The sequence below is a fragment of the Solirubrobacter deserti genome (assembly GCF_027587175.1).
Taxonomy (GTDB): Bacteria; Actinomycetota; Thermoleophilia; order Solirubrobacterales; family Solirubrobacteraceae; genus Solirubrobacter; species Solirubrobacter deserti.
Genome location: NZ_JAPCID010000002.1, coordinates 113,210 through 130,769, shown reverse-complemented (window position 1 = coordinate 130,769; position 17,560 = coordinate 113,210). Strand labels below are relative to the sequence as shown.

At 73.8% G+C, this 17,560-nt stretch carries 10 protein-coding genes; 9 read left to right on the top strand and 1 reads right to left on the bottom strand.

Annotated elements, in window-relative coordinates; all coding sequences use genetic code 11:
- Positions 1–75 precede the first annotated feature (75 nt).
- The 3 genes from OJ962_RS01795 (at position 76) to OJ962_RS01785 (ending at position 11,663) form a co-directional block, all read left to right on the top strand.
- A complete protein-coding gene (locus tag OJ962_RS01795) occupies positions 76–2,034 on the top strand; it encodes an ArnT family glycosyltransferase (protein ID WP_270006144.1) in 1,959 nt (652 codons plus the stop codon).
- 92 nt (positions 2,035–2,126) lie between these two features.
- Positions 2,127–4,421, top strand: coding sequence for an MXAN_6230/SCO0854 family RING domain-containing protein (locus OJ962_RS01790; protein WP_238931279.1), 2,295 nt, complete (start codon positions 2,127–2,129; stop codon positions 4,419–4,421).
- 66 nt (positions 4,422–4,487) lie between these two features.
- Positions 4,488–11,663: a M36 family metallopeptidase gene (locus OJ962_RS01785; RefSeq protein ID WP_202953144.1), complete on the top strand. Its 7,176-nt coding sequence runs from the start codon at positions 4,488–4,490 to the stop codon at positions 11,661–11,663.
- Here OJ962_RS01785 and OJ962_RS01780 read toward each other — a convergent pair.
- A complete protein-coding gene (locus tag OJ962_RS01780) occupies positions 11,660–11,809 on the bottom strand; it encodes a hypothetical protein (protein ID WP_202953143.1) in 150 nt (49 codons plus the stop codon). The genes OJ962_RS01785 and OJ962_RS01780 overlap by 4 nt on opposite strands.
- A 36-nt stretch (positions 11,810–11,845) precedes the next feature.
- Here OJ962_RS01780 and OJ962_RS01775 point away from each other — a divergent pair, with 36 nt between their 5' ends.
- Genes OJ962_RS01775 through OJ962_RS01750 form a run of 6 tightly spaced genes read left to right on the top strand, consistent with a single transcriptional unit; the run spans position 11,846 to position 17,554 of the window.
- Entirely contained in the window at positions 11,846–12,697 is an 852-nt protein-coding gene (locus tag OJ962_RS01775) for an STAS domain-containing protein (protein WP_202953142.1), read from the top strand.
- Between the two features lie 14 nt (positions 12,698–12,711).
- Complete coding sequence (locus OJ962_RS01770) at positions 12,712–13,110, top strand: STAS domain-containing protein (RefSeq protein ID WP_407697479.1); 399 nt, start codon at positions 12,712–12,714, stop codon at positions 13,108–13,110.
- Between the two features lie 34 nt (positions 13,111–13,144).
- The gene (locus OJ962_RS01765; RefSeq protein WP_270006143.1) at positions 13,145–13,498 is read left to right on the top strand and encodes an ATP-binding protein; all 354 of its coding nucleotides are present in this window, start codon (positions 13,145–13,147) and stop codon (positions 13,496–13,498) included.
- Positions 13,489–14,454, top strand: a complete 966-nt coding sequence (locus OJ962_RS01760; RefSeq protein WP_202953140.1) for an ATP-binding protein — start codon at positions 13,489–13,491, stop codon at positions 14,452–14,454. The genes OJ962_RS01765 and OJ962_RS01760 overlap by 10 nt, the downstream gene beginning before the upstream one ends.
- Positions 14,451–16,151 carry an ATP-binding protein gene (locus tag OJ962_RS01755; protein WP_202953139.1) on the top strand — a complete coding sequence of 567 codons (1,701 nt, stop codon included), beginning with the start codon at positions 14,451–14,453 and terminating at the stop codon, positions 16,149–16,151. The genes OJ962_RS01760 and OJ962_RS01755 overlap by 4 nt, the downstream gene beginning before the upstream one ends.
- Complete coding sequence (locus OJ962_RS01750; RefSeq protein ID WP_202953138.1) at positions 16,148–17,554, top strand: SpoIIE family protein phosphatase; 1,407 nt, start codon at positions 16,148–16,150, stop codon at positions 17,552–17,554. The genes OJ962_RS01755 and OJ962_RS01750 overlap by 4 nt, the downstream gene beginning before the upstream one ends.
- Positions 17,555–17,560 lie beyond the last annotated feature (6 nt).

The window sequence follows — 17,560 nt, the reverse complement described above, 5'->3', positions numbered from 1 at the left end:
TGCGGCTTGCCGGTTCCCAGGAACCTCTGAGGGTGCGCCCAGGCCGCTCGCAGCCGGCAGGTCGATGGTGGGCGCATGTCAACCCTCGCCCTTGATCAGCCGCGCCGCCGGGCCGGTTCTCTTTCTGCCCTCCGGGCGCTCGTCCAGCGACCGGAGCTGCTCGTCCTGCTCGCGCTCGCGGGAGGGCTGAACCTGTGGGCGCTCGACCTCAACGGCTACGCGAACGACTACTACGCGGCCGCCGTGCGGTCGATGACGCAGTCCTGGCACGCGTTCCTGTACGGCTCGTTCGACGCCGCCGGTCTGCAGACCGTGGACAAACCGCCGCTCGCGCTGTGGGTGCAGGCACTGTCGGCGCGCGTGTTCGGGTTCAACTCGTGGGCGCTGCTGGTGCCGCAGGCGCTGATGGGGGTCGCGACCGTCGGGTTGACCTACGACCTCGCGCGCTCGCGGTTCGGCCGCGCCGCCGGGTTCGTGGCCGGGCTGACGCTCGCGCTGACGCCGATCACGGTCGCGATGGCGCGCCACAACAACCCGGACGCGCTGCTCGTGCTCTGCCTGGTGGCCGCGGTATGGGCGCTCGACCGGGGCCTGCGGCGCGAGGGCAGCCTGAAGTGGCTCGTGCTCAGCGGCGTGTTCGTCGGCCTCGGGTTCGAGACGAAGATGGCCGCGGCGCTGCTGGTGGTCCCGGGGCTCGCGCTGGCGTGGTTCTGCGTAGCGCCGAAGGGCCGCGTCACCGCGGCCAAGCAGCTGCTCGTCGGCGGCGCGGCGATGGCCGTGGTCGGCCTCGCGTGGCCGATGCTGCTGTGGCTGACGCCCGCGAGCGAGCGCCCGTACGTCTCCGGCACCGACGACAACTCGATCTGGTCGCTGATCCTCGGCTACAACGGCCTCGGCCGGCTGTTCGGCCAGGACGGCGGACCCGGCGGCGGAGGCGGCGGCGTGTTCGGCGGCGAGGCCGGGCCGGCGCGCCTGCTCAACGCGGCGCTCGGCGGGCAGGCGGGCTGGCTGATCGGCTTCGCGCTGGTCGCGGCGCTCGGCCTGCTGCTCACCTCGCGCCTGCGGCGCGACGACGCGCGCACGGGCTACCTGATCGCCGTCGGCGGCGCGTTCGCGGTCACGGCGGTCGCGTTCAGCCGCGCTTCGGGCATCTTCCACCCGTACTACGTGGCCGCGCTCGCGCCGTTCACCGCGCTGCTCGTGGGCGCGGGCTGGAGCCTGCTGCGCAGCCGCACGTGGGGTCCGCTGCTGATCGCCGGCGGTCTCGCGACCGAGATCGTCGTGATCGCCGACAGCGCCACCGACCTCAGCTGGGCCACGGGCGTGCTGCTCGTCCTCGGCGCGGTCGCGGCGGCGGTGATCGTGTTCGCACCCAAGCTGCGCGCGATCGCGGCGGCGGCCGCCGTCGGCCTTCTGTTGTTCGCACCCGCGTCGTGGGCGGTGCGGACGCTCGGCCACGCGACGAGCTCGACGTTCCCGGCGGGCGGCCCCGCGTCGCAGGGCATGGGCGGTGGCCGCGGCGGGCTCCCGGGTGGGAACGGGCAGGGCGGCCCAGGCGGCGGCGGGTTCGCGCCGGGCATGGGCGGCGCGGCGCCCGGCGCCACCGGCTCGTCCGGCACGAACAGCGGCGGCGCCGCGGCGCCCGGCCCGGGCGGTGGCGGCGGCATGTTCGGCGGCGACACGAGCGCGCTGACCGAGGCGGTCGCGTACGCCAACGCCAACGGCGGCGGCACCGTCGTGGTCTCCAGCCAGTCGGGCGCGGCGCAGTCAATCGTCGAGTCCGGCGCCGACGTGGCCGCGATCGGCGGCTTCTCCGGCCGCGAGACGGTCGTGACCGCCGAGTGGCTCGCAGACGCCGTCGAGGACGGGCGGATCCGCTGGATCATCGCCTCCTCCGACAGCGGCGGGATGCGCGACGGGCGCACGGGCGCGTCGCACGCGATGACGATCGCCACGCAGGTCGGCAAGGCCACGACCATCGACGGCCTCTACGACCTCCAGGGCACCGCCGATGAGATTCGCACCGCGGCGTAGTCTTCGTTGACAGAGGGGTGGCACCGGGGCGTGCTTCCTTCTCACCTATCCCACCGGTAGTGCGCCCGCTCTCCACCCCTCTCCTGTTGCTGATGGTCCGCCGCGAGCGGCTCGTGTTCCTCGAGCCCGGCGGCGGACCCGACGCACGCACGGACGAGGTGCTCGCGCGCATCGAGGCGCGGGCCGCCGAGCTCGGGTACGTGTTCAGCAAAGGGCTCTACGCCCAGCTGAACGTCACGCCTTCGGCCGAGCTCGCCGGCATCGGCGACGATCTGCTCCAGCAGCTCGCCACCGAACGCGGCGCGCACGTCCCGCACGTGCCGCTGTTTCGCAACTTCCCGGACTCGACGCCGCAGGACACGTTCCAGCTCTACCTCGAGCGCACGCTCACGCACGTGTTCGCGAGCCCGGACCAGCCCTGCCTGAACTGCACGACCGTCGACCACGTGTACGTGCTGGACCCGTGCGGGCACCTGGTGTGCGCGAACTGCTGGGACGCGACCGACTACAGCGCCTGCCCGATCTGCCACCGCCGGGTCGCACTGGACAACCCGTTCGTGCAACCCGCGCCGCAGCGCGAGCCGCTGTGGGACCCGCGCGAGCTCACCCTGCTCGACATCGGCCGCGACCTGGACGCCACGGCGACGTCCATCTACACGGAGCTGCTCGCGCGGACCACGCCGCTGAACCGCCAGGACCGCGAGGACCTCAAGACGCTCGTGCGCCACTGCGGCGTCGAGCTCGTCCCCGCCCACATCCTTGTGCGCGAGACGATGGCGCTGATCTTCGGCACCTGGCTGGAGTTCGACGTCGCCCGTCCGCACCTGAAGACCGCGACCGACGTGCTGCGCGTGCTGTTCGTCGCGCTCGGCGGCGAAGCGGACCTCGTCGCGGCGCCCAAGCCGCTGCCGAACATCCCGCGCCCGGTCCGGCGCTTCGTCCTGACCGTCCTGGAGGCCATCCCACAGGACCAGCTCGCGGAGGACATGCGCCGCCACGCGACCCACTGGAAGCGGATCGGCGAGAAGCTGCACCCGTACGAGTTCCAGGCGCGCTACCCGAACGTGGCGCTCGCGTTCGCCGCGATCCGCCGCACGCGCGTGGACGACGACTTCACCGCGGGCAGCACCGCCACGGTCACGCGTGAGCGCGTTCGCCTGCGCACGTTCGCCACCCAGCTCGAGGAGGCGCTCGCCGCGCAGGACGCCGAGCTCGCGCTGGAGCTCGCGCAGCGCCGCCCGGGCGAGCTCGTCCGCCGCCTCGACCACCTCCTGCGCGCCGGCGCGGACGCGATCCCCGCGCTCGCCGCCGCCGCGCCGAGCGTCCCCGCGCCGCTGCTGCTGACCGCGATGGCGTCGATCCGCACCCGCGCGCGGCCGCTGCCCACGCGCGTGTTCTTCCCGCGGGGCGAGGTGACGAAGGCGTTCGCCACCGAGGACACGCGCGCGCCGCTCGACCAGGCCACGATCGACGCCGTCGTCGAGACCATCCAGCGCGAGCTGATCGCCCGCGCCGCCCGCGCGGAGCCGCTGGACACCGTGCTGCTCGACGAGGCCGCCAAGGACCTCACGCTCCCGTTCCGTGAGCGTCACAGCGCCCGCGCGCTGCGGACCGTCGCGCGCGGCAGCCGCCTCCCGCTGCCGCCCACCGACAACCTGCGGCTGTTCCTGCACTGGACCGAGCCCGAGCACACGCGCGTGGACCTCGACCTCAGCGTCGCGCTCTACGACGCCAACTGGCGGATGGTCGGCCTGTGCGACTACGCGTCGCTGCGCCACGAGGGCGCGACCCACTCGGGCGACCTGACGTCCGCGCCGGCCCCGCTCGGCGCCTCCGAGTTCGTCGATCTCGACCTGCCGCAGCTGACGGCGGCCGGCGTCGCGCACCTGGTCACGATCGTCTTCTCCTACAACAACGTCCCGTTCGACGCGATGACCGACGCCTTCGCCGGCTTCATGAGCGGCCGCACGCAGCAGGGCGCGATCTTCGACGCCCGGACCGTCGAGCAGCGCTTCGACCTGCAGGGCAACGCGAAGATCGCGGTCCCGGCGATCCTCGACCTGCAACGCCGCGAGCTGCTGTGGGCCGACGTGAACCTGCCGCCGACGATGCGCTTCCACAGCGTCGGCGGCTACCGCGCGACGCTCGCCCACATCGGCCAGGATCTCCAGGTCTACTTCAGCTCCGGCGCGCGCCCCACGCAGTGGGACCTGCAGGCCGTGCACGCCGCCGCACGGGCGCGCCGCGTGATCGTCCGGCGCCGCGACGGCACGCTCGAGGCCTTCACGGCCGAGCCGGCACCCGCGTTCATCGCGCGCCTCGAGATCCGGGGCGAGCCCACCACCGAACGGCCCGACCCGACGCCCGAGACGACCCGAATGCTTTGACTTAAGATACGCACTAGGGATTACCCCGATGTGCGTACGCGCGCGTCCTGAGAGCCTCGGCGCACCATGCGCTCCCTCCCGGCCACGGCGCTCGCCGCGCTCCTGCTCCTCGCCGTCGTGCTCGCTCCCGGCTCCGACCCCGAGCGTGAACCCGCACCCGTCCCGAGCCGTCCCGCGCCCGTCGCGCACCTCGGCGCGCCGCTGACCGGTCCCGCGCCCGGCGACCGGGCCGAGCACGTCCTCGACTACGTGCGCGCGCAGGGCAAGCTCCGCGCGCGGGACGTCAAGGCGCTCAAGCGGGAGCGGTCGACCACGACGAACGGCCTCACGCGCCTGCGCTGGCGCCAGCAGCGCGACGGCGTGACGCTGATCGACGGGGACCTGCGGGCGACGGTCACGCGCGACGGCCGGATTGTGAGCGTCGGCGGCGAGGTGCGGCCCGGTATCGCGGACGCGGACACGACGCCGTCGATCACGGCGAGCGCCGCCCGTGCCGCCGCCGCGAAGCGGACGAAGGGACCGGCGACGGCCACGGTCAAGCGCGCCGGGACAGCCGGCAAGCGCGCCACCACGTTCGCCAACGGCGACCGCGCCCACCTCGTGCTGACCGCGCACACCGGCGACGTCAAGCTCGCCTGGCGCGTGATCCGTGAGCAGGGCGACGCGCTCTACGACCAGCTCGTGGACGCCCACACCGGCGCCGAGCTGCGCCGGGTCAACCGCGCCCAGCGCGCCACCGCGCTCGCGTTCGAGAACTGGCCGGGCGCGCCCATCGGCGGCAAGCAGCAGCCGGTCAGCCTCGACGGCTGGCTCTCGTCCGGTGCCGCCACGCTGTTCGGCCGCCGTGCCGACGTCTGGCTCGACCTCGACGGCGACCGCGAGAACGACCCCGAGGACCGCACGCTCGCCAGCTCGCCCGGCAACTGGAGCTACACGCGCATGGCGTTCCCCGGCCAGGACTGCCCGACGGTCGGCTGCTCGTGGGACCCGGCCCGGCCCGCCACGACCCGGATCAACCGCTACCAGGCCGCCACGCAGGCGTTCGTCACGCTCAGCCGCGTCCAGGACCACTACCGCGCCGCGCCGATCAGCTTCGACGCGTTCCGCGACGACGACCCGGTGAAGGTGCTCGTCAACGCCGGTTCCGACGGCCTGACGATCAACGACAGCGGCATCGTCGTCTACCCGGAGGGCACGAGCCCCGTGATGCGGCTCTCGCTGGTCCTCAACCACCGCCCGCCGCTGCCGGCGGTGAGCTCCGCGGAGGAGCCGGCGACGATCGCGCACGAGCTCGCGCACGGGCTCGCCGGGCGGCTGGTGACCGACGGCGAGGGCTGGGAGGCGCTCACGCAGCTGCAGGCCGACGCGCTCGACGAGGGCCTGGCCGATTTCTACGCGCTCGACTGGCTCGTCGACACGGACGCGATCGCCGACGGGCCCGCGAGCGGGGACGTGCGCTTCGCGCGCTTCGCCGACCCGCAGAGCCTCGTCTACCGCCATCAGGGGATCGACACGCCCGTGGACGAGGGCGGCTTCACCTACGACCACTACGGCATGATCGACGCCGACGGGCCCGAGCCGCACGCCGACGGCGAGATCATCGCCCAGACGCTGTGGGACCTGCGTGACGCGCTGATCGCCGCGTACGGTCAGCAGGACGGGCTGCACCGGGTCCGCCTGCTCGTGACCGAGGCGCTGCGCGAGGTCCCGGCCGAGCCGACGTTCCTGGACTTCCGCAACGCGCTGCTGCTGGTGGACGAGAACGTCCTCGCCGGGGCGGAGAAGGACCGCATCTGGACGGTGTTCGCCGCGCGCGGGATGGGCTGGTACGCGGCCGCGACGGACGCCGACGACGCCGACCCGAAGGCCGACCACACCAAGCCGAACACGGCCGCGCAGCGCGCCGTGGTGCACGGCGTCGTGCGCGACCGCGACAGCGGCGCGCCGCTCGCCAACGCGCAGGTCCGCTTCAGCGCCGGCCGGCGCCTGACGCCGGACCTGACCGCCCGCACCAACGCGCAGGGTGAGTACGCGATCGCCAACGTGCCGGTCGGGACCTACGGCAAGCTGACCGTGGACGCGGTCGGCTACGAGCGTGCACAGCGCCCGAACCTGGCCGTCGGCGGGCCGGCGACTCAGGCCGACCTCACCGCCCGGCGCAACTGGGCGGACGCGCGGATGGGCGCCGAGCTCGTCAGCGAGCCGCAGGAGAACGAGCCGCCGCCGCACTCCTGCCGCGCGCAGGCCGTGCTCGACGGCAGCGCGAAGTCCGGCTGGCGCACGGAGAACAGCGGCCCGCGCACGATCGAGATCAAGCTCCCGGCCGACGTGCGCGTGAGCGGCTTCGCCCTGAACCCGACGCCGCGCTGCCGCGCCGCGGACGGGATGATGCCGCAGACCGCGGTCATCGAGACCTCGGACAAGGCGGGCCGCGCCTGGGCTTCCGTCGGGACGATCCAGCTCGCGGCGGGCCACCGCCACAAGTTCCTCCAGCGGCCCACGTCCGGGGCGATCGAAGGCGTGCGCCGCGTGCGGCTGACCCTCTCGGACCCGCTCGACCCGGCCGCGAAGGACCTCTCGATCGCCGAGTTCATGGTCTTCGCGACGCCGGTGCACCCGCCGCGGGCCGTGTTCGCCGCGACGCCGGACGCGCCCGACGTCGACGAGGAGGTCACGTTCGACGCGCGCGGCTCCAAGGCGGGCTCGGCGGCGATCGTCGGCTACCGCTGGGACCTCGACGGCGACGGCACCTACGAGCGGGACACGGGCACGACACCGACCGTCAAGCACGCGTTCGACGAGAGCGGCACGCACACCGTGCGGTTGCAGGTGACCGCGCAGGACGGCGAGACGGACGAGTTCCGGGCGGCGGTGGCGGTCGGGCTCGGCGTCGAGATCTTCGACCTCGGCACGGCCGCCCCGGAGGACCACCAGGGGCGGGCGGTCGCGATCACGCCCCGCGGCGACGTCGTCGGCATGACGGGTCAGATCGGCCGCCCGGAGGACCCGTGGACGGGCACGACGCACGCGCTGCGCTACCGCGACGGCCAGCCCGCGGCGCTGGCCGGCCTGCCCGGCGCGACGCGCACGATCGCGTGGGACGCGAACGATCTCGGCCAGACCGTCGGCGTCTCCGACGACGACACGAGCACCGCCAACACGCGGGCGGTGCTGTGGAACGGCGACGTCCCGACCGACCTGGGCACGCTCGGCGGCACCTGGGCGCTCGGGCAGGGCATGAACAGCGGGGGCACGGTCGTCGGCGAGTCCGCGCTCGACCGCGACCGCTGGCGCGCGTTCGTCAAGCCGCTGGGCGCGCCGATGGAGGACATCCAGGTGCTGGCCGGCGTGCCCGAGCGCGAGCGCACGAACGCCTCGGCGACGGACGTCAGCGACAGCGGCGTCGTGGTCGGCTGTGTCGGCATGCCCGAGCCGGACCGCTGCGGCCAGCCGATCCGCTTCAGCGGCGGGACGCTGACGCGGCTCCCGAGCCTGGCCAGCGGCGCGGCCCTCAGCATCAACGAGTCGGGGGAGATCGCGGGCTGGGTGTCCGACCATGCGCTCCACGGCCACCAGGCCGCGCGCTGGAGCGCGGCGGGCACGCTCGAGCGCATGGACGACCTCGGCGGTCCGTCCGTCGCGCGGACGATCAACGAGGCGGGGACGATCGTCGGCCACGCCGGAGACCAGCTCGGGCGCACGATCGCCTTCCGCTGGCGGCGCGGGCGCCCGATGGAGGACCTCAACCGCTACGTCCGCGGCACGCGCTGGTCGCTGGTCAGCGCGGAGGGCATCAACGACCGCGACGAGATCGTCGGTACCGGCCTGGTCGACGGCGTGCGCCGCGCGTACCAGCTCTCGCTCGGCCCGTGCCGAGTGTGCGTGGAGCAGGTGACCCTGCAGGAGCGCGACGTCGCCAGCGGTGAGTGGGCGCCGGTCGGCGCCGACGGAACCGTGGACGGAAACCGCGTGCGCGCGCTGGTGAAGGTCGCCAACCGTGACACGCGCCACCACGTCGCGCGCGTGAACGCCCATGACGAGAACGTCGGCGCGTTCTTCGCCGCGCCCGTCGACCCGGTCTCGCTCGAGCCCGGACAGGAGCGCACGGTCACGCTCGAATACGACACCGAGGGCCTGGCCTGGAACGCCGCCGGCGGTCCCGACTCCGACCACGTGATCCGCTTCCTCGCGAGCCGCGGTCGCACGACCTACAACAGCCGCGGCGCGGTGCTGAAGATCCGCCCGAAGCCGCTGGTGCTCGTGCACGGCGAGTTCGCGACCGCGGGCGCGTGGGACGCGATGGCCGAACAGGTCCGGCGCGTGCACCCGGACTGGCGTGCCGTCCCGGTGGGCGGCATGGACACGGGCAACTGGACCGCGCTGGACCGCGAGACGCCCGGCGTCGAGCGCAACGCGGCGGTCCTGGCCGAAGCGGTCCGCACCGTGCGCATGGACGAGGACGCCGCGCGCGTGGACGTCGTCGCCCACGGCCTCGGCGGCCTGATCGCGCGCCAATACGTGCACACCCTGTCCGACCTCGCGACCCCGGTCGAGCATCTGCTGATGCTCGGCACGCCGAACCTCGGCACCCCGTGCGCCGAGCTCGCGCACGTGCCCGCCGTCTACCAGCTCCGGCGCGAGCTGGTTGCCGCGTTCAACACGCGCGTGACCGAGCGTCGCGGCGTGCAGTTCGCGGCCTTCTCGGGCTCGGCGGCCGCCGGTACCTGCGGCACGGCCGAGCCGGGCGACGGCGTGTCCGGCGTGACGAGCCAGCGCTGGACGCTCGAGGACGTCCGCGAGGCCCCGGTGCTCCACGGCGAGATGATCGACTCCGGCCTCGTGCTGCGCTCATTCATCGTCCCGCACGTGGCCGGCCTGCCCGAGGGCCCGGGCGCGCCCGCCGGCGAGAAGCGCGCGGCGGCGGACGACGAGGGCGCCGCGGCGCCGCGCGCTCGGGCCGCGGCCGCGGACGTGGGCGAGGACGCCCCGCGCGTGCTCGGGCGCACCCACGACCTGCTCGCGCGGGAGCTGGTGGCGCTCGCGCCGGGCGCGACGGTCGACACGCCGCTCACGGTCGACGGCGGCTCGCGGATCGCCGTGCAGGTGCTCGCCTCGCCGCGGGTCACCGCCGAGCTGGTGGCCCCGAACGGGACCGTCGTGCAGCGCATCGTGGCCGGGCAGGGCGAGGGCCGGGCGCCGGTGCGGTCGCTCGTCGCCGACGACCCGGATCGCGGGCGCTGGCTCGTGCGGCTGCAGTCGACGGCGCAGGCCGCCGAGCAGGCGCAGGTCGCCGCGCAGCTCGAAGAGGACCGGTGGGAGCTCGACCTGCGGTACGGGCGCGCGCCCGGTGGCGGACCCACACCGCTGCTCGCGATCGTCGAGCGCGACGACCGGCGCGTCCCGGGCGCGACCGTCGACGTGTCCGTCAAGCGCGAGGGGCGCGCGCCGGTCACGGTGACGCTGCTCGACGAGGCCGGCACGGGCTGCTATCGCGGCGCGGTCCAGCTGGAGGCGGGCGCGGCCGTCGCCACGCTGCGCGCGCAGGCGCTCGGCCAGCTGCGCCTGCGCGAGGCGTGGATGGAGGTGCGCGCCGGCGACGGCGCTGCGCCGGCCTGCCCGGCCCGCGCGGGCCGCAACGGCGAGCTCGTGTTCAACCAGCTGATCGGCACGCAGCGCTCGTGGGGGGCGGTCAAGCCGTCCGGCCAGCCGGTCGACCCGCCGCCGCTGTCGCCGTTCGTCCAGCGGGCCGCGCACTCGCCCGACGGGACGCGCATCGGGCACGTCAGCGTCGCCGGCGTGACGATCGCGAACGCCGACGGCAGCGAGGAGCGCACGCTGCCGCTGCCGCCCGCGCACCAGCGCAGCGGGCTCGCGTGGGCGCATGACGGCCGTCGCGTCGCGTACTCGGAGTGCCAGGAGCTCGCGCGCTGCGGGATCGTCATCCACGACCTCGAGGCCAACACGCGCACGGTCGTCCCGAACACGCAGGACGTCGACGCCAAGGAGCCCACCTGGTCGCCGGACGGCGAGCGGCTCGCGTTCACGGGCGCGCTCGCGGACGGCCGAGACATCTACGTCATCGACGTGGACGGCGGCGCCCGCGCCGCGATCACGCGCGGCATGGCGATCGCGACCTCGCCCGCGTGGTCACCGGACGGCTACCGGATCGCGTTCAGCGGTTTCGACCAGTACCGGCGCGACGACCAGCACTACATCGACGCGGAGATCTTCACCGTCGAGCCTGACGGCACGGGCCTGAGCAACCTCACCCGCGACCCCGAGTGCGACGACGACTGTCCGCTCTTCGACAGCGACGAGAACCCCGTGTGGTCCCCGGACGGGCGCCGGATCGCCTACACGTCCGAGCGCGGCGAGACCGTCGAGCGATCGTTCCACGTGTGGACGATGCGGCCCGATGGGGGCGGCAAGCGCAAGCTCACCAGCGGCGTCGCCTGGCGCGAGCGGCCGAGCTGGCGCGCACTGCCGTACCTGCAGGACCCGACGCCGCCCGAGTGCGACGAGCTGACCGCGACCGTCCCGCACGACGGCCGCCTGCGGATCAAGCTCATGTGCGGGGACCCGAACGGCGATCCGCTCAGCGTCCGCGTGCTCACGCCGCCGGCGCACGGCACGCTCGGGGCGGTCGAGGACGACCACACCGTCGTCTACACGCCGTCCGCCGGCTACGCGGGTGCCGACACGTTCACGTACGCGGCCTCCGACGGAGACAACGATGCCTCGCCGGCGACGGTGAACCTGACCGTCCAGGCGGCTCCGCCTCCGCCGCCCCCGCCGCCCCCGCCGCACGTCGGCGGTGCCGTCGGTGGCGGCGGCGGGGCCGGTGGCGGCGGCCCGTCGCACGGCCAGGACGATCCCGCGCCGCCCGGCGGCAGCCTCCCGCCGAGCTGCAACGTCGACCCGCGGACGAACCAGTGCTTCATCTCGATTCCGTGCGCGCCCGGCGGCGACATCAGCAACTGCACGATGAGCCTGAGCGAGGTCGCGGGCGGCGCGTCCGCGGCGAAGGCGCCGAGACGCGCGAAGCTCGTCAAGCCGGTCAAGCTGCGCGTCCCCGCGGGCACGACGGCCAGGCTCAAGATGCGGCTGACGCCGGGCGCGGTGAAGCGCCTCAAGCGGGCCCCGCTGAAGGTCCGGCTCAAGCTCGAGGTGCGCGCGACGGGCAGCGGCAAGCTGCTGTCCCGCCAGACGCGCACCGTGACCTTCAGGAAGGGGAAGCGCTAGGCGTCAGCATTGGAGTGCTGATCGGTGTCGCCCAGCGGCGAGTCGTCGTCCGCGGGCGCCGCGGGTGGCGTGTCCTTGTTCTCTGAGGACTCGCCGCCCTCGGCCCCGGGGGAGTTGTCCGTGCGGTCCTTCTCGTCACCGTCCATGCCGTTCTCCTACCCACCTTGGATAGGGTCCTCGCAATGAGTGAGGGACTGTCGGTCATCCAAGCGGTGCTGCGTGAACAGCGGACGGAGCTGCTGGACGCCTGGGTACAGGCGCAGTTGGCGGCGCCCGGCGTACGCACGGACCTGATCTCCGAGAGCGAGCTCCGGGTCGAGAGCGACCGCTTCCTGACCGCGCTCGCGATCGCCGTCACCGAGTCATCGACGGCTGACACCTCCGGCCCGGCCTGGGACGCGATCCGCGAGCAGCTCACGAACCTCAGCCGCACGCGCGCGACGCGCGGGTTCACGCCGACCGAGACGGCGACGTTCGTGTTCTCGTTCAAGGAGCCCCTGTTCGGCAAGCTGCCCGATGGCGCGGCGATATGGGCCGCGACGCAGCTGATCGACAACCTCGGCCTGTTCACCGCCGAGGCCTACCTGCGCACGCGCGAGGACGTCATCCGGCGCCAGCAGGACGAGCTGATCGAGCTCTCGACGCCGGTCGTCAAGCTCTGGCAGGGCGTCGTCGCGCTGCCGCTGATCGGCACGCTGGACTCGGCTCGCACGCAGGTCGTGATGGAGAGCCTGCTGCAGAAGATCGTCGAGACCGACTCAGCGATCGCGATCATCGACATCACCGGCGTCCCGACCGTGGACACGATGGTCGCCCAGCACCTGCTCAAGGCGGTCACCGCCGCGCGCCTGATGGGTGCTGACTGCATCATCTCCGGCATCCGCCCGCTGATCGCCCAGACGATCGTGCACCTCGGGCTGGACCTGTCCGAGGTCACGACCAAGTCGAGCCTGGCGGACGCGGTGACCGTCGCACTCGAGCGCACGGGCCATCAGATCGTGCGCCGCAAGGCGCCGGTCGCGACGGCGGAGTAGCCGGGATGGACCGCGTGAACCGGATCCCGATCCTCAAGCTCGGCCACCTGCTGCTGGTGAGCATCCAGGTCGACATGCACGACCGGATGGCGCTCGCGCTGCAGGAGGACCTGGCCGAGCGGATCGCGGAGACGGGCGCCCGCGGCGTGCTGATCGACATCTCCGGCCTGGAGTTCATCGACTCCTTCATCGGGCGCATGCTGTCCGACATCGCCGGGATCGCGCGCGTGCTGGACGCCGATACGGTGGTCGTCGGCATGCGGCCCGTGGTGGCGATCACGCTCGTGGATCTCGGCCTCACGCTGCCGGGCGTGCGCACGGCGCTCACGGTCGAGCGCGGCATGGCGATGCTCCCCGCACCGACCGTCGACGAGGATCCGGGCGACGAGGAGGCGGAGACCGCTGGCCCTTGACGAACCGCTCCCGCTGCGCACGGACGAGGACGTCGTGCGCGCGCGTCACCGCGTGCGGGAGCTGGCCCAGCAGGCCGGCCTGCGGCTCGTCGACCAGACGAAGTTCGTGACCGCCGTCTCCGAGCTGGCGCGCAACACGATCATCCACGGCGGCGGCGGCCGGCTGCGCGCCGGGCTGCTGCTCGACGGCGCCCGCCAGGGCGTCTACGCGACCTTCGAGGACGACGGACCCGGGATCCCGGACGTGCAGATGGCGCTCACCGACGGGTTCAGCACCGGCACCGGGCTCGGCCTGGGGTTCGGCGGGGCGCGCCGGCTCGTGAACGACTTCGACGTGCGGGACAACCCGACCGGCGGCACGATCGTGCGCGTGGCCACATGGCGCTGAGCGCCCCGGCCCGCCTGCGCGTCGACGATCCCTCCGGAGTGGCACCCGCGCGCCGTGCGGTGGAGCAGCTCGCGGACGACCTCGGCTTCGACGAGCAGCGCAAGGGCGAGGCCGCGATCGTCGTCACCGAGCTGGCCACGAACCTCGTGCGCCACGCCGGCGGCGGCGAGATCATCCTACGCGTGAACCGCACGCGGGGCGCGACGATCGACGCGATCGCGTGCGACCGCGGCCCGGGGATCTCCAACCTCGCGCGCGCCCGCGACGACGGCTACTCGACCGGCGGCGGCCCCGGCAACGGCCTCGGCGCGATCGGCCGCATGTCCACGATGGACCTCCAGTCCGGGCCGGGCGGCGCGGTCGTGCTCGCGCGCCTCGGCGGCGAGGTGCCGCCGCTGGATGGGCTCGCGCTGGCGATGGCGGGGGAGAGCGCGAGCGGTGACGCGTGGGGCTCGGTCACCGACGGCGAGTTCACGACGATCCTGCTCGCGGACGGGCTCGGCCACGGCGACGCCGCCGCCGCGGCGGCCAACACCGCCGTGCGCGAGCTCAGTCCCGGGCTGGACGCCACGGCCGCGCTCACCCGCATCCACGGCGCGCTGCTGCCCACGCGCGGGGCCGCGGGCGCGGTCGCGCGCTGGAACCGCCGCACGGGCGCGCTTCAGTACGCCGGCATCGGCAACATCGCGGCGACGATCGTCATCGAGGGCGAGACGCGCTCGCTCGTGTCGATGCCCGGCATCCTCGGGCACGGCGTCCAGCGCCCGCGCGCGTTCGACTACGGGTTCCCGCCCGGCGCGCTGCTCGTCATGCACTCCGACGGATTGCGGTCCGGCTGGGACCTGAACGCGTATCCGGGCCTGCCGCGCCGCGACCCGCTCGTGACCGCGGCGGTGCTGATCCGGGACTTCGAGCGCGGCCGCGACGACGTGAGCGTGGTGGTGGCGCGCGGATGAACGCGCCGATCGGCGACGAGGTCGCGCGCGTTGACCTGCGCCACGACGAGGGCGTGGTCACGGCGCGCCAGCGCGCGCGCGACGTCGCCGAGCTGCTCGGGTTCGACCGGCTCGAGCAGACGCGGATCGCCACCGCGGTGTCCGAGCTCGCGCGCAACGCGCACCGCTACGCCGGCGGCGGCGAGGTGCGCATCAGCTGCGGCGCGAACGCGATGCGCGTCGAGGTGGTCGACGCGGGCCCCGGGATCCCGAACCTGGAGGAGGTCCTGCGTGGCGACTACACGTCGGCCACCGGGCTCGGCCGCGGCCTGGTGGGCGTGCGTCAGCTGATGGACGAGTTCGAGATCGAGGCGGCGCGCGGCACCCGCGTGCGCGTGGCCAAGCGGCTGCCCGGGCCGGCGCCCGACGCGCGCGAGGTACGCGCCGAGCTGGCCCGGCGCGGCGCCGTCAACCCGTTCGACGAGGTCTCGCGCCAGAACGAGGAGCTGCTGCAGGCGCTCGGCGAGGTGCGGGCGCGCCAGAAGGCGATGCTCGCACTCAACCGCGAGCTGGAGGAGACCAACACCGGCGTGGTCGCGCTCTACGCCGAGCTCGACGAGCGCGCGCAGCGGCTGCGCGACGCCGACGAGCGCAAGTCGCGCTTCTTGGCGGACATGTCGCACGAGCTGCGCACGCCGCTGAACTCGATCATCGCGCTCGCGGAGCTGCTGCTGAGCGGGAAGCCGCCGCTCGCGAGCGAGCAGGCGACGCAGGTGTCGTTCATTCGGCGCGTCGCGCAGGACCAGCTGACCCTGGTCGGCGACCTGCTCGACATCGCCAAGATCGAGGCCGGGCGGCTGGAGCTCGAGCTCGAGGACGTGGCGCTGTCCGAGCTGCTGGTCTTGCTGCGCGGGCAGCTGCGCCCCCTGCTCAAGGACGCCGGCGTGCAGCTACGCTTCGACTTCCCGCCGGCGGAGGCGACGCTGCGCACCGACGAGGCCAAACTCATCCAGGTGCTGCGCAACCTGATCTCCAACGCGGTCAAGTTCACGCCGCAAGGCGAGGTCCTCGTGAGCGCGGAGGTGCTCGGGCCGCGCGTGCGGTTCACGGTCGCCGACACCGGCATCGGGATCGCCGCCGACGACCTGCCGCGGATCTTCGAGGAGTTCGTGCAGATCCCGGGGGAGCGGCAGAAGGCGCGGCAGGGGACCGGGCTCGGGCTGCCGCTGGCCAAGACGCTCGTGGGGCTGCTGGGCGGGGAGATGACGGTCCGCTCGACGGTCGGCGTGGGGACGGCGTTCACGATCGAGCTGCCGCTGCGGCACGACGTCGACTCGTCGGTGCCGGACGTCACGGGCGCCGTGCTGGTGGTCGACGACGACGAGACCTCGCGCTACGTGGTCGAGGCGCACCTGCGCGACACGGCCTGGCGCACGGTCGCGGTCGCCGGCGGCGAGCCCGCCCTGGCCGCCCTGGCGGAGGCGCTCCCGGCCGCCGTCATCCTCGACCTGTCGATGCCTGATCTGGACGGCGTGGAGGTCCTGCGCCGGATGCGCGCCGATGCCAGGATGGCCGCCGTGCCCGTGATCATCCACACCTCGCGTCTGCTCGAGCGCTGGGAGGTCGAGCGGCTCGAAGGGCTTGGCGCGCACGTGCTCGACAAGTCCCGGACGTCGCGTTCGCAGCTGCTGGAGGTGTTGTCGGTGGCGACGCGATGACCCGCGAGCCGTCGATCCTGCTCGCGGACGACGACGATGTCGGCCGCTACGTGATAGCGACGATGCTGCGACGGTCGGGCTTCACGGTGCGGGAGGTCGCGGACGGGCTCTCGGCCGTCGCCGCCGTGCTGGCGGATCCGCCCGACATCGCGGTGCTGGACGTCAAGATGCCGGGGCTCGACGGGTTCGAGGCGTGCCGGCGCATCAAGTCCCACGAGGACACGCGGCACATCCCGGTGCTGATGCTGTCGGCGACGTTCATGGAGACCGAGGCGAAGGTCGAAGGGCTGGAGACCGGCGCCGATGCGTATTTGACACAACCCGTCGAGGCGCCGGTGCTGGCCGCGACGATCCGGTCGATGCTGCGGGCGCGTTCCCTGGAGGCCGAGGTGCGCAGCGCCGCGACCGAGTGGCGCACGACGTTCGACGCGATCTCCGATGCCGTCGCCGTCCTCGATCCCGACGGCGTGGTGGTGCGGGCGAACCCGGCGTTCGAGGCGGTGTTCGGCTCTGACGCGGTCGGCACGCGCGTGGAGGCGCTCGAGGTGGGGCGCTCCAGCGGCGAGCTCGAGCTCGAGAACCGGACGCACAGTGTGCGCGTGGACGTCGTGCCCGGCTCGCAGCGGCTGGTGGTGACGCTCAGCGACGTCACCGCGGCGCGGCGCACCGAGCGCGAGCGCGCGGCGGCGCTGGCGCGCGAGCAGACGATCTCGCGCACCTTGCAGCAGACGCTGCTGCCCGAGCGCCTCCCGTCGGACGAGCGGCTGGCCGTACACGCGTGGCACCTGGCCGCCGAGCAGGAGCTGATCGTCGGCGGGGACTGGTACGACGTGATCGAGACGCGCAACGGCGTCTGGCTCGTGATCGGCGACGTGGCCGGGCACGGCGTGGCCGCCGCGGCGCAGGCCGGACAGCTGCGCCACTCGCTGCGCGTGTACGCGCACGAGGGCTTCGGGCTCGCGGAGTCCGTGCGGCGGCTGAACGAGCTGGTCACGGACACCGAGCTCACCGACATGGCGACGATGTGCATCGTGGCCATCACGCACGACGATGACGAGGTGCGGGTGGTGTCCGCGGGGCACCCGCCGCCCGTGCTGGTCCCGGCGGCCGGGCCGCCGCGGCTCGCCGTGGAGGGGCACGGGGTCGTGCTCGGCGTGGTCGGCGCGAGCTACGCGGAGTCGACGTTCGCGTTCGAGGCGGGGGACCGGTTGATGCTCTACACGGATGGGCTCGTGGAGCGGCCGGGGGAGCTGATCGACGACGCGATCGACCGGCTGGTGACCGAGTGCGCGACCGTGGACGGGCTGGAGGCGCTGCGCGCGCACGTGGTGGAGCGGCTGGTCGGGGACACGCATCCGCGCGACGATGTGGCCCTGCTGCTCGCCCAGCGCTGCGTCCTCTAAGGTGGT

Coding starts and splice junctions, on each gene's coding strand:
- OJ962_RS01795 (WP_270006144.1), top strand. CDS start 76: ATGTCAACCCTCGCCCTTGATCAGCCGCGCCGCCGGGCCGGTTCTCTT.
- OJ962_RS01790 (WP_238931279.1), top strand. CDS start 2,127: ATGGTCCGCCGCGAGCGGCTCGTGTTCCTCGAGCCCGGCGGCGGACCC.
- OJ962_RS01785 (WP_202953144.1), top strand. CDS start 4,488: ATGCGCTCCCTCCCGGCCACGGCGCTCGCCGCGCTCCTGCTCCTCGCC.
- OJ962_RS01780 (WP_202953143.1), bottom strand. CDS start 11,809: ATGGACGGTGACGAGAAGGACCGCACGGACAACTCCCCCGGGGCCGAG.
- OJ962_RS01775 (WP_202953142.1), top strand. CDS start 11,846: ATGAGTGAGGGACTGTCGGTCATCCAAGCGGTGCTGCGTGAACAGCGG.
- OJ962_RS01760 (WP_202953140.1), top strand. CDS start 13,489: ATGGCGCTGAGCGCCCCGGCCCGCCTGCGCGTCGACGATCCCTCCGGA.
- OJ962_RS01755 (WP_202953139.1), top strand. CDS start 14,451: ATGAACGCGCCGATCGGCGACGAGGTCGCGCGCGTTGACCTGCGCCAC.
- OJ962_RS01750 (WP_202953138.1), top strand. CDS start 16,148: ATGACCCGCGAGCCGTCGATCCTGCTCGCGGACGACGACGATGTCGGC.